Below are 11,901 nucleotides of genomic sequence, written 5' to 3' on the forward strand. Positions count from 1 at the left end.
AGAGGAAAAGGCCCGGGGTTCTCATTCCCGGGGAAGCAGCGGTCCGAGCGGCCCGAGGTCCAGATTCAGGTCCTCGGGCCGCAGTCCGTACCGCTCGCGCAGTTCGGTCATGCGGTCGTCGAGGAGCATCAGCGTGAGGCCGATGCGCTCCTCCTGGTCCTCGCTGAGATCGCCCACGTCGAAACGGCGCAGCGCCTGGCGCTCCATGAGCTGGCGCAGCAGTTCGACGACGGTCAGGACCAGTTTGACCAGGTCCCGCTCGACGGTGTCGGGTTCCAGGTCCAGCCGGTTTCGGCGGGCGGTCACAACAGTTCCTCCCAGGGCGGGCGCACCTGCTCGTTGACCGAGCTGATCAGTGCGTTGAGATCGATGCGGACCAGGTCGACGTCCGCGATGCGCAGGGTGATGTCCCCCGTGATGACGACGCCGCCGGCGAGCAGCCGGTCGAGCAGGTCCACGAGGGCGATCTCCCGGCGTTCGATGACGGTCATGCTTCTTCTCCCGCGAAGGAATAGGCGGCCCAGGGCCCGGTGAGTTCCACCCGGATTCCCGGGCTGTCCATCGTCGTCTCGTCCTTCGTGCGGTCCACCAGTTCCACGAATTCCTCGGAATGGTCACGGGGCACGAGATAGGCCGCGTTGAGCACGTTGCGACCGGCCACCCCGGAAAGGGCGGGATTCTGCGGGGCGTGCAGCCGGGAATTCTCGGCGTACGCGGAGAGCGTGGCGTGCAGCCGGTTCGCGAATTCCTCCGTGCGCTGCCACAGATCCTCGTGCGAGCGCACCCGCGCGCGCCGCTGGCGCAGGTAGTCCCGGCCCGACGCGGGCTTCGGCGCGGGTGTCTCGCCGGTCTCCGGTCCGGTCTCGACGTACACCTTGACGCCCCACTCCACACGCCCCTGGAGCCGGTCGAGGGTGCGCCGGAAGTCGTCCTCGCGGGCCTCCAGCATCACCCGCACCCCGCTGTCGTCCCGGAAGACGGTGGCGAGCCTGAGCGGCAGCGGGGTGGTGACGACGGTCAGCGCGTCGATGACGCTCTGGTGGGCCCGCGCGGTCTCGGTGAGCCAGTCCAGGTCCTCCAGACGCCTGCGGAGCGGCTCCTCCGCGAAGTCCCGCTCCGGTACGTGGCTGACCACGGCGATCAGGCCGTGGTGGGTCAGCAGTCTGGGCGGATCGCCCGCCACACCCTTCAGCTGGGCCTGCAGCGGCGCGCTGAAGGGGTGGCAGACGGCGTAGACGTACCGCAGTCCGGTCATGGGGCCTCCTCCTGCGCGCGTTCCTCGGCGCGCTGTGCGCCGTCCAGCTCCAGGCGCTCCAGCCGTTCGCGCAACTCGGCGTTCTCCCGGGCGAGTTCGTTGTGGCGGGCGCGGGAGGAGAGGGCGGGGTCGGTCTCCCACCAGTCGATGCCCATCTCCTTCGCCTTGTCCACCGAGGCGACGATCAACCGGAGCTTGATGGTGAGGAGTTCGATGTCGAGGAGGTTGATCCGGATGTCACCGGCGATCACGATGCCCTTGTCGAGCACACGCTCCAGGATGTCGGCAAGGTTGGCGCCCGAACCCTGTCCGTAGGGTTCGGGCATCCGGCCGGCCATGGTCATCGACGGCTCCCGCCGCCGGCGTACTCGGGCTCTTCCTCGTACTCCGGCTCTTCCTCCTCCTCGTACTCGCCCTCGGCCTCCTCCTCGTCCTCCTCGGGCTCCTCTTCCTCTTCCTCCTCGTCCCGGGGTTCCTCGTCCTCCTCGGGCTCTTCAGGCTCCTCGTCCTCTTCCTCCTCGTCGCGAGGCTCCTCGTCCGCGGGCTCCTCATCGTCGCCCTCGTACGACTCCTCGCCCTCCTGGCCTTCCTGCTCCTCCTCGGCGATCGCGTCCTCGTGGCTGCGGACCACCTCGCCGTCGCGGATCTCGCCGCGCCAGCTGTCCTCGGCCTCGCCCTTGAGGGTGATGAAGCGAACGTAGTTCTTGAGGTCGAGCCGCGCCCGGCGGCCCTGGGCGCGCCAGATGTTGCCGGTCTTCTCGAAGAACCCGGAGGGGTAGTACTCGATGACCAGCAGCACCCGGGTGAGGTTGTCGTCGAGGCGGTGGAAGGAGACGACGCCCTTGGTGGTGCCCTTGGCGCCCTCCGAGGACCAGGCGATCCGGTCGTCCGGTATCTGCTCGGTGGTCTTCGCCTTCCAGCTGCGGTTGGACCAGAAGACCTTCAGCTGCCAGTCCGACTCGGTGTCGTCGGAGCGACTCGCGTTCTTGACGCCCTTGGCGAACGTGCTGAAGTCCTGGTACTGGGTCCACTGGTCGTAGGCGGTGCGCCGGTCCACGCCGACGTCGACGGACTCGATGATGACCGTCGGCTTCTTGCCCGCCCCGCGCTTGCGCTTGCTCTTGCCCCCACCGAGGTTCTTGAAAGCGTCCACGACGTTCTCCTTGGCGCGGGAGGCGCCGAGCTCCAGTGCGGAGCGCAGCGGGCCCTTGCCCTCGGCGAGCTTGCGACCGCCGTCGAGAGCGAGCTTGGCGAAGCCGGGGCTGTTGCCCTCGGCTATGTCGTTCAGCTTGACGGTCGTCTCGCCGAGCTTGCGGCCGACGCCGACCAGCAGGCGCTGGGCCTGCGCGGCGAGGTAGTCCTGCAGTTCGGACTTGAGGCGGTCCGCCGCCTCGCTGTGGGCGAGGTCGGTCAGCGGGTTCGCCTTGTCGGTCGCCCCGCGCGTGGCGGAGGTCGCCGATCCGAGGGTCTCGGTCATCACTCACCGCCTCCCTTCGGCAGGCGGTTCCTGGCTCCGCGGGCGGCGCTGCCCGCCGCGGCGGTGCCACGGCCCGTCGTCTTCTTGGCGGTCTTCTTCGCCGGGGCCTTCTTGGCCGCGGTCTTCCTGGCCGCCGTCTTCTTGGCCGGGGCCTTCTTCGCGGCGGACTTCGTGGCCGCGGTCTTCTTCGTGGCCTTCCTGGCCGTCCGCCGCGCCGGCTCCTCGTCCTCCTCGTCCGAGGACTCGTCCTCGGCCTCCGACTCCTCGTCCTCCTCGCGCGGCTCCTCTTCCTCAGTGTCCTCCGGCTCGTCGCCCTCGTCATCCTCGCCCGACCCGCGGCCGGTCGCCTTGCCGGCGACGCCCGTGAGCTGGTCGTGGACCTGGGCGGTACGGCCGTGCAGGCGGTCGGCGAGAGCGCCGATCTGCCGCTCCACCATCGCGCCGGAGGCCGCCTTGCCGACGCCGCGCAGGTCCTCGCGCAGCTGGTCCCCGATCTCCTTGAACTGCGGGTTGTTCTGCAGCTGCTGGGACATCAGGTCCGCGAGCGCCTTCGGGCTCAGATGCATCCGCTTGCCGGCCACCAGGCTGCCGACGGCGAACGCCAGTTTCATCTTCTTGGTACGTCCGAGGACGTATCCGGCCCCTACCGCGAGGCCAAGTCCTACTCGGTTCATCGTGCCGTCCCGTTGCCTCAGGCCGCGCCACCGCGCATGCCGATCTCCAGCCGGTCCAGAAGTTCGTCCTCCCGCCGGTCGAACTCCTCCTCGTCGATCTCGCCCGCCTCCAACTGCTCCTCGAGACGGGCGAGTTCGGCCCTGACGGTGGCGGGGTCGTAGTAGATCCGCTCCGCCTCGTGCAGTACCTGCCCGATCACCCAGCCGCTGCCGCGCACCGGGGCGAAGGGCAGGAGGACCAGCTCCTTGATGAGTCCCACGACCTCACTCCTGGGCGATGCCCGGGCCCGCGGCGGAGCCCGCGTGTTCGGCGGGGCCCGGTTCCACGAAGCTGTACGGCGGCAGCGGGCCGTTGACGCGCAGCTCGATGTGCGGATGGCTGTCGCGGACCTGGTCCACCGCGGTCAGGAACCGGTCGGCGCTGTCCCGGTCCACCAGGAAGGAGACGTTGACCAGCCAGCCCGTGGACTCGGGGCCCTCGCTGACGTCGGCGGCGACGGGTTCGAGGGCACCGCGCACCTCGTCGGCGTCCTCGGTCTCCCGGGCCTTGACGGCGGCGACCACCATCTCGCCGAGGCGCAGCCGGTCGTCGTAACTGCCGCCGCCCGCCTTGCGGTTGGCCTCGGTCATGGCGCGGATCTCCGGGTTCTCGGACATCACGCGGTGCAGGACGGCCTCTTCCTGGTGGGTGGCCTTGACGTTGTACTCGACCTTGCCCTCCAGTGCGCGGAGCCGTTCCTTGTAGTGCTCGGCGCGCTCGGTGAGCACACCGGTGACGGTGTCGTCGTCCGGGGCGACGCTGCCGAAGCGCATGGGCAGCACCACACCGGCCGCGCCCGCCTCGGCGAGCACGGTCTGGTGGGCGAGCAGGTCCTTGCGCTTGGGCCGCAGTCCCTCGGGCGCGTCGCTGACGACAGCCGCCAGCTCCCCCGCCTCGAGGACCCGCACCGGGCGCGGCGGGTCGCCCACGCCGGCGAGGTCCTTCGGGAGCGCGGGGTGCGTGCTCGCGGTGATGCCGTAGACGTACGTGCTCACTCGTCGTCCTCCTTCCTGCGCGCGGACGTGCTCTTGCGGGCGCGCGGCCGGGACTCGGTCTCCCGCTCGCGGCCGCCTTCGTCACGTGCCTGCTTGAAGGCGTCGGAAATGGTGTCGGCGGCCCCCGAGAGGGCTCCCTTCGACTTGCCGCGCGCGCCGGACTCGGTCACCTCGCCGACCAGGTCGGGCAGGCCGGGGCTCTTGTGCGGCCCGGCCTCGAGGTCGAGCCGGTTGCACGCCTCGGCGAAGCGCAGATAGGTGTCGACGCTGGCCACGACGACACGTACGTCGATCTTCAGGATCTCGATGCCGACCAGGGAGACTCGTACGAACGCGTCAATGACCAGACCCCTGTCGAGGACGAGTTCCAGAACGTCGTAGAGGCCACTGGAACCGCCCCCGCCGCCGGTCTGCTGTGCCGGGACAACGGTCATGCCGACCGCGCCTCCTTGTCTGTGGTTTCGTGTGGGTAAACGGGTCGGCGGCCTAGCGGCCGCCCGACCTGTGTGCGTCGGCCCGCCCGCGTTCGTAGCGGCGGACGCGCCGGTAACCGGTCAGCTGGCCGTCGGGGTCGAGATCGACCTGATAGCTCGCCATCAGGCTCATCGTGTCCGGCACTCGGGCCAGTTCGAGGACCTCCACCTCGAGGCTCCAGCCGTCCTCGGTCTGCTCGAAGGACGAGACACTCTCGGCGGCCATGCCGGTCAGCTCCGCGAGCTGCGTGCGCGCGTGGCGCAGCACCTCCATCGGGTTCGGCCGCTTGTCCATCCCGCCATTCCCTCTGTCCGAATTGCTTCCGTCTGAATTCTGTTGCTTCTGCGAATTCCGGGGTTCTTGTGAGTTTTTGGTGTCAGACATGGCCACCTCTTGTGTGCGGGTGGCCGCAATATCAGCGGCCAAACCTTCACGCGCCGCGCAACGCCTTCAGCCTGCGCCGGACCGGTCCCAGGGCGCGTGCCTTGCTCATGACGCCGGCCCACGGGTCGCCGCGGACCTGTTCGACGGCGTCGGCGATGGTCCAGCGGCGGGCGGTCAGGTCCGGGTCGTCCAGCTGGGCCCAGTCGATGGGGGTGGCCACGGGCGCGCCGGGCCGGGCACGCACGGTGAGGGGGGCGACCGCGGTCTGGGCGTAGGCGTTGCGGCCCACGTCGAGGTAGAGGCGGTCGCCGCGGTCCTTCTTGCGGGCGGCGGTGGTGAGCCGGTCGGGGTGGGCCTCGGCGAGGGTGTCGGCGACGTCGCGGGCGAACTCGCGGACCTCGTCGAAGTCGTGCCGGCCGTCGAGTGGCACGACCACGTGCAGTCCGCGCGAGCCGGTGGTCATCAGCGCCGAGGGCAGCTCCAGCTCGTCGAGGAGCTCGCCGAGCAGCCACGCGGCCTGCCGCACCGCCGCGAAGTCGTCGCCGGCCGGGTCCAGGTCGAAGACCATCCGGTCGGGCCGCTCGACGCGGCCGACCCGGGACAGCCAGCGGTGCAGGGTGATCGCGGCCTGGTCGGCGAGGTAGACGAGGGTAGCGGAGTCGTCGCACACCGTGTGGCAGACGGTCCCGCCCTCCTTGGCGAGTTCGACGCGGGTGATCCAGTCCGGGTAGCTCTCCGGGGTGTTCTTCTGCATGAAGCGCGGCCCGTCGACGCCGTCCGGGTGCCGTTCCAGCATCAGTGGCCGGCCGCGCAGGTGCGGCAGCAGGAAGGGGGCGGCGGAGCGGTAGTAGTCGACCAGGTCGCCCTTGGTGTACTCCTTGGCGTCACCGTCCCCCGGGAAGAGCACCTTGTCCGCGCGGTGCACCTCCACCGTGCGGCGCCCGGCCCGTACGGTCCGTACGCCGTCGTCGCTCACCGTACGACCGCCTCCTCCACCAGCAGCTTCCCGGCCGCCGCGATCGCCTCGGCGTCGATGCCGGCGGCGTGCAGCTGCTCGTCCGGCGAGGCCGAGCCCGGCATGTCGCGCACGGCGAGGCGCACCAGGCGCGGAACGGGCCGCCCGTCGAGGAACGCGTCGAGCACGGCGTCGCCGATGCCGCCCTCCTCGTGGTGGTCCTCGACGGTGACGAGGCAGCCGGTGTCCTCGGCGGCCTGCCGCAGGGTGCGCCGGTCGACGGGCTTGACCGAGTACAGGTCGATGACCCGGACCCGGATGCCGTCCCGCTCCAGCGCGTCGGCGGCACTCAGCGCCTCCTGCACGGTGACCCCGGCCGCGACGATCGTCAGCCGGTCCTCGTCGGAGGCCCGCAGCACCTTGCTGCCGCCGATCGGGAACTCCTCGTCGGGCCCGTAGATCACCGGGCTCTCACCGCGCGAGGTGCGCAGGTAGCGGACCCCGTCGAGGTCGGCCATGGCGGCGACCAGGTGCGCGGTCTGGTTGGCGTCGCACGGGTACAGCACGGTCGAGCCGTACACGGAGCGCATCATCGCCAGGTCCTCCAGGCCCATCTGGGAGGGCCCGTCCTGTCCGATCGCGGTCCCGGCGTGGGAGCCGACCAGGTTGATGCCGGCGCCGCTGATCGACGCCATCCGCACGAAGTCGTGGGCCCGGGTCAGGAAGGCCGCGAAGGTGGCGGCGTACGGCACCCAGCGCCGGGCGGCGAGTCCCACGGCCGACGCGACCAGCTGCTGCTCGGCGATGTAGCACTCGAAGTAGCGGTCGGGGTGTTCCTTGGCGAAGAACTCCGTGCGCGTGGAGTCGCCGACCTCCCCGTCGAGGGCGACCACGTCACCGCGTCCGCTGCCGAGCGCGGCCAGCGCCTGCCCGAAGGCGTCGCGCGTGGCGACCGGGTCGTCGGCGGTGTCCCAGCGGGGCAGTTCCAGGCTGCCGGCGGGCACGGAGTGCAGCATGCGGGCGGCGGGCGGTTCGTTCACGTGGACCCGGATGTCGCGCGGCCCGCCGAGTTCGGCGATCGCCTCGTCGGCCTCCGGCAGCGGCTTGCCGTGCAGTCCCTCCCGGTCCTGGACGGACTCGACGCCCTTGCCCTTGAGGGTGCGGGCGAGGATCACGGTGGGCTGCCCGGTCGTCGAGACCGCCTCGCCGTAGGCCCGGTCGATCGCGTCGACGTCGTGCCCGTCCACCTCGACGGTGTGCCAGCCGAAGCCCTGGAAACGGCGGGCGTAGGCGTCGAGGTCGTGCCCGTGCCGGGTGGGTCCGCGCTGGCCGAGGCGGTTCACGTCGACGATCGCGGTGAGGTTGTCGAGATGCTCGTAGGCCGCGTGCTCGGCGGCCTCCCACACCGACCCCTCGGCCAGCTCGCTGTCCCCGCACAGCACCCAGACGCGGTACCCGGTGCGGTCCAGCCGCTTGCCGGCCAGCGCGATGCCGACGCCGACGGGCAGGCCCTGGCCGAGCGAGCCGGTGGCGGTCTCCACCCACGGCAGCCGGCGCGGGGTCGGGTGCCCTTCGAGACGGCTGCCGAGCTTGCGGAAGGTCAGCAGCTCCTCGTCGTCGATGGCGCCGACCGCCTTGTAGGCGGAGTACAGCAGCGGTGAGGCATGTCCCTTGGACAGCACGAAGCGGTCGTTGCCGGGGTGGGCGGGGCGCTCGAAGTCGTACCGGAAGTGGTTCGCCAGCAGCACGGCCATCAGGTCCGCGGCGGACATCGAGGACGTCGGATGCCCGGACCCGGCGGCGGCGGACGCGCGCACGCTGTCCACCCTCAACTGCTGTCCCAGCTCGACGAGTTCGGCGGTGTTCATGAATCTCCTTCCGCGGGGTCATCGGAACGCTCGACGGGCCCGGGCCCGGGGCCGGTGCCCTCGGGCGTCGCCGCGCCCGGGCCCGATCCGGCCGCGGTCTCCTGCCGGCGTCGGGGTGGGCCCGCCACCCGCGCCAGTTCCGGGGAGGCGGTGTCGAGGGGGACCGACCAGGAACGCACGAGGCCCAACTGGACGGCCTGGCGCGGCAGTACGGCGTCCAGGAACCAGTCGGCGGCGACCCGGACGCGGTTGCCGGGCATCGCGGCGAGGTGGTAGCCCCGGGTGACCGCGCCGGCGAGCGGGCCGGACAGCGGGACGCCGAGGGGGTTGGCGGCGGCCTTCACACCACCGAGGTCCACGACGAAGCCCAGGTCGCGGTGGCGGTAGGGCCGACGGTCGCCGTGGCCGAGCGAGGCGGCCACGTTGTGCCCGGCGACCTTGCCCTGACGCCAGGCGTGCTGCGCGGTCATCGGCGTGTACGCACCCGGCTTCTCCAGGTCGGGCACGGCCGCCGCGTCCCCGGCCGCGAACAGTTCGGGCCGGCCCGGCACCTGCAGGTTCGGGTCGACGAGCAGCCGGCCCCGCTCCATGGGCAGCCCGAGGGAGTCGGCGAGCGGGTCGGGCCGTACGCCCACGCACCACACCAGCGAGCGGGTGGGCACGAACTCCCCGTCCGTCAGCAGGACTCCGTCGTGCGTGGCCTCCTTCACGGAGGTGCCCATCCGCACGTCCACGCCCCGTTCGCGCAGCACCGTGTCGGCGGTGCGCGAGAGGCGTTCGTCGAGCTCGGGCAGGACCCGCCGCGCGATGTCGAGGAGCAGCCAGCGCGGCCGTATGCCCTGCCGCAGCGGGTGCCTGCGCACCTGCGCGTCGGTGAACAGCTTTCCCTGCGCGGCCACTTCGGTACCGGTGTAGCCCGCGCCGACCACCACGAAGGTGCAGCGTGCGGCGCAGGTCTTCGGGTCGTCCTCGGACGCCGCGAGCTCGACCTGCCGGGTCACGTGGTCGCGCAGGTACAGCGCCTCGGGCAATCCGCGGAAGCCGTGCGCGTGCTCGGCCACGCCGGGAATCGGCAGCAGCTTGTTGACGCTGCCGGCGGCGAGCACCAGCCGGTCGTAGCTCAGGGTCCCGCCCTCGCCCTCGGGACCCGTGTAGTGCACGGTGCGCCCGTCGAGGTCGATGCCGTCGGCCTCGCCGAGCACCAGCCTGACGTGCGGCAGGGTGTCGGAGAGGGAGACGGTCACCCGGCGTGGCTCCAGGATCCCGGCGGCGACCTGGGGCAGCAGGGGCAGGTACAGGAAGTAGTCGGTCGGGTTCAGCAGGGTGACGTCGGCCTGGTGCCGCAGTTGCCGGGACAGGGTGCGGGCCGCCTGGTAACCGGCGAAGCCGGCGCCGACGATCACGATGCGGGGTCGAGCCACGGTTCGCCTCCGGCGCTGTCGCGTGCGTCGTACGGAACCTTCCGCGTCCCCCTGGCCAGGGCCGCCAAACGTGCACCGGTTTCCGCTCCGGGCGCCGGGTACCCGGCCCGGGACCCCGACCGCCGACGTCACGGAGGCGACACCCTCATGCCCGAGTACGGCTACTTCCTCTCGTGCGAGCAGTACGGCCCCGCCGAGCTGATCGAGCAGGGCCGGATGGCCGAACAGGCCGGATTCCAGTCCCTGTGGATCTCCGACCACTACCACCCCTGGAACGACGAGCAGGGCCAGAGCCCGTTCGTGTGGTCGGTGATCGGGGCGCTGTCCGAGGCCGTGTCACTGCCGGTCGAGACCGCGGTGACCTGTCCGACCGTGCGGATGCACCCGGCGGTGGTGGCGCAGGCCGCGGCGACCAGCGCGGTGATGACGAACGGCACCTTCCGGCTGGGCCTCGGCTCGGGCGAGGCGCTGAACGAGCACATCCTGGGCGACCACTGGCCGCCCGCGCACGTGCGCCTGGAGATGCTGGAGGAGGCGATCCAGGTGATGCGCCGGCTGTTCAGCGGCGAGGAGGTCAACCACCACGGCCCGCACTACACGGTGGAGAACGCCCGCCTCTACACCGTCCCGGACGAGCCCGTGCCGATCGACATCTCCGGCTTCGGACCGGCCGCCACACAGCTGGCGTCCCGGGTCGGCGACGGCTACATCACGATGATGCCGGACGCCTCGATGGTCGAGCAGTTCCGCAAGGGCGGAGGCGGCGGAAAGCTGGTCAGCGGGGGCACCAAGGTCTGCTACGACACCGACAGGGACGAGGCGGTGCGGACCGTGCACCGGCTGTGGGCGAACGAGCAGCTGCCCGGCGAGCTGAGCCAGGTGCTGCCCTCCCCCAAGCACTTCGAGCAGGCACAGCAGTTGATCACCGAGGACATGGTGCGCGAGAACCGGGTGTGCGGCGACGACGTCGACGAGCACGTCGCCGAGCTGCGCCAGTTCGCCGACGCCGGGTTCGACCGGGTCTACGTCAACCAGATCGGCCCCGACCTGCGCGGCTTCTTCGACTTCTACCGCACGAAGGTGCTGCCCCAGCTCCAGCAGTCCTGAAGCCCCGCAGTCGTGAACCGCAGTCGTGAAGGAAGCGGCGATGAAACTCCACCGGCCCGTCGTCTCCGTCTACACCGTGCCGACCGACGCGCCCGAGGCCGACGGCACGCTGGCCTGGGACTCCACCACCATGGTGATCGCCGAGGTGAGTGCGGGCGACGCGACCGGCACGGGCTGGACGTACGGGCCCCCGGCGGTCGGCGACTTCCTGCGTGACGGCCTCGCCCCGCTGGTCGAGGGCCGTGACCCCTTCGACATCCCTGCCCTGCACGACGCGATGTGCCGCTCGGTGCGCAACGCGGGACGGCAGGGCATCGCCGGGGGTGCCGTCTCCGCGCTCGACATCGCCCTGTGGGACCTCAAGGCCCGCCTCCTGGAACTCCCCCTCGCCCGGCTGCTCGGCGTCTGCCACGAGCGGGTCCCGGTGTACGGCAGCGGCGGCTTCACCACGTATCACGACACGCATCTCGCGGCACAACTCGGCGGCTGGGTGCACGGGCAGCAGATCCCGCGCGTCAAGATCAAGATCGGGGAGGGCTGGGGGCGGGCGGTCCCGCGCGACCTGGCCCGCGTCCACGCCGCCCGCCAGATCGTCGGCGACGAGGCCGAGTTGTACGTCGACGCCAACGGCGCCTACACCCGCAAACAGGCCGTACGGGTCGGCCACGCGCTCGCCGAGCACGGGGTCGGCTGGTTCGAGGAGCCGGTCTCCTCCGACGACCTGACGGGGCTGCGGCTGGTCCGTGACGCCCTGGTCGTCGATGTGACGGCCGGCGAGTACGGCTACGACCTCCCCTACTTCGCCCGCATGATCGCCGCCGGCGCGGTCGACTGCCTGCAGATCGACGCGACACGCTGCGGCGGCGTCACCGAGCTCCTGCGGGCCGCCGCCCTCGCCCAGTCCCACGGCCTCGAGGTCTCCACCCACTGCGCCCCGCACGCCCACGCGGCGGCCGCAGCCGCCCTGCCCAACCTCCGGCACATGGAGTGGTTCCACGACCACGTCCGCATCGAGGACATGTTCTTCGACGGCGCCCTGGACCCGATGGGCGGAACCGTCCGACCGGTGTGCGGGGTGGGCCACGGCCTGACGCTGCGGACGGAGGAGGTGGAGGACTACAGGGTGGGGGGGGCCGGGGGGGGCGGGGCCGCCCCCCCCCGGGTGACCCGGGGGGTAAGCCGGTTAAACTCGGGCGGGGGGGGGGGCGTGCCGGGGGGGCCGCGGGGCCCCCGCCCCCGCCCCCCCCCCCC

Annotated in this window: 14 protein-coding genes and 1 pseudogene; 2 read left to right on the plus strand and 13 right to left on the minus strand. The window is 71.6% G+C overall.

Features of this window, described 5'->3' with window-relative positions:
• Positions 1-21: 21 nt before the first annotated feature.
• Genes ACIRVK_RS24090 through ACIRVK_RS24150 form a run of 13 tightly spaced genes read right to left on the minus strand, consistent with a single transcriptional unit; the run spans position 22 to position 9,543 of the window.
• Positions 22-306: a gas vesicle protein K gene (locus tag ACIRVK_RS24090; protein WP_404250277.1), complete on the minus strand. Its 285-nt coding sequence runs from the start codon at positions 304-306 to the stop codon at positions 22-24.
• Positions 303-491, minus strand: coding sequence for a gas vesicle protein (locus ACIRVK_RS24095; RefSeq protein WP_404250279.1), 189 nt, complete (start codon positions 489-491; stop codon positions 303-305). Before ACIRVK_RS24095 ends, ACIRVK_RS24090 begins: the two co-directional genes overlap by 4 nt.
• On the minus strand, positions 488-1,255 hold the full coding sequence (locus tag ACIRVK_RS24100; protein ID WP_404250281.1) for a GvpL/GvpF family gas vesicle protein: 768 nt from the start codon (positions 1,253-1,255) through the stop codon (positions 488-490). Before ACIRVK_RS24100 ends, ACIRVK_RS24095 begins: the two co-directional genes overlap by 4 nt.
• Positions 1,252-1,599, minus strand: coding sequence for a gas vesicle protein (locus ACIRVK_RS24105; protein ID WP_404250283.1), 348 nt, complete (start codon positions 1,597-1,599; stop codon positions 1,252-1,254). The genes ACIRVK_RS24100 and ACIRVK_RS24105 overlap by 4 nt, the downstream gene beginning before the upstream one ends.
• Positions 1,596-2,732: an SRPBCC family protein gene (locus tag ACIRVK_RS24110; protein WP_404250285.1), complete on the minus strand. Its 1,137-nt coding sequence runs from the start codon at positions 2,730-2,732 to the stop codon at positions 1,596-1,598. The genes ACIRVK_RS24105 and ACIRVK_RS24110 overlap by 4 nt, the downstream gene beginning before the upstream one ends.
• The gene (locus tag ACIRVK_RS24115; RefSeq protein ID WP_404250287.1) at positions 2,732-3,406 is read right to left on the minus strand and encodes a DNA primase; all 675 of its coding nucleotides are present in this window, start codon (positions 3,404-3,406) and stop codon (positions 2,732-2,734) included. Before ACIRVK_RS24115 ends, ACIRVK_RS24110 begins: the two co-directional genes overlap by 1 nt.
• 17 nt (positions 3,407-3,423) lie before the next feature.
• Positions 3,424-3,666, minus strand: coding sequence for a gas vesicle protein GvpG (locus ACIRVK_RS24120; RefSeq protein WP_404250289.1), 243 nt, complete (start codon positions 3,664-3,666; stop codon positions 3,424-3,426).
• Between the two features lie 4 nt (positions 3,667-3,670).
• A complete protein-coding gene (locus tag ACIRVK_RS24125) occupies positions 3,671-4,441 on the minus strand; it encodes a GvpL/GvpF family gas vesicle protein (protein WP_404250291.1) in 771 nt (256 codons plus the stop codon).
• Complete coding sequence (locus ACIRVK_RS24130; protein WP_404250293.1) at positions 4,438-4,875, minus strand: gas vesicle structural protein GvpA; 438 nt, start codon at positions 4,873-4,875, stop codon at positions 4,438-4,440. Before ACIRVK_RS24130 ends, ACIRVK_RS24125 begins: the two co-directional genes overlap by 4 nt.
• Positions 4,876-4,927: 52 nt before the next feature.
• On the minus strand, positions 4,928-5,299 hold the full coding sequence (locus ACIRVK_RS24135) for a gas vesicle protein (protein WP_404250295.1): 372 nt from the start codon (positions 5,297-5,299) through the stop codon (positions 4,928-4,930).
• A gap of 46 nt (positions 5,300-5,345) precedes the next feature.
• Positions 5,346-6,275 carry a non-homologous end-joining DNA ligase gene (ligD, locus tag ACIRVK_RS24140; RefSeq protein WP_404250297.1) on the minus strand — a complete coding sequence of 310 codons (930 nt, stop codon included), beginning with the start codon at positions 6,273-6,275 and terminating at the stop codon, positions 5,346-5,348.
• Positions 6,272-8,122 (minus strand): transketolase, encoded by a 1,851-nt coding sequence (locus ACIRVK_RS24145; RefSeq protein WP_404250299.1) that lies wholly within the window; start codon positions 8,120-8,122, stop codon positions 6,272-6,274. The genes ligD and ACIRVK_RS24145 overlap by 4 nt, the downstream gene beginning before the upstream one ends.
• Complete coding sequence (locus ACIRVK_RS24150; RefSeq protein WP_404250301.1) at positions 8,119-9,543, minus strand: NAD(P)/FAD-dependent oxidoreductase; 1,425 nt, start codon at positions 9,541-9,543, stop codon at positions 8,119-8,121. Before ACIRVK_RS24150 ends, ACIRVK_RS24145 begins: the two co-directional genes overlap by 4 nt.
• Positions 9,544-9,690: 147 nt before the next feature.
• Here ACIRVK_RS24150 and ACIRVK_RS24155 point away from each other — a divergent pair, with 147 nt between their 5' ends.
• Positions 9,691-10,650: an LLM class F420-dependent oxidoreductase gene (locus ACIRVK_RS24155; RefSeq protein WP_404250303.1), complete on the plus strand. Its 960-nt coding sequence runs from the start codon at positions 9,691-9,693 to the stop codon at positions 10,648-10,650.
• Positions 10,651-10,690: 40 nt separating this feature from the next.
• Positions 10,691-11,776, plus strand: a pseudogene (locus ACIRVK_RS24160) (enolase C-terminal domain-like protein); the annotation flags it as partial.
• Positions 11,777-11,901 lie beyond the last annotated feature (125 nt).

Source organism: Streptomyces sp. NPDC101152 (genome assembly GCF_044768275.1).
Classification (GTDB): Bacteria; Actinomycetota; Actinomycetes; order Streptomycetales; family Streptomycetaceae; genus Streptomyces.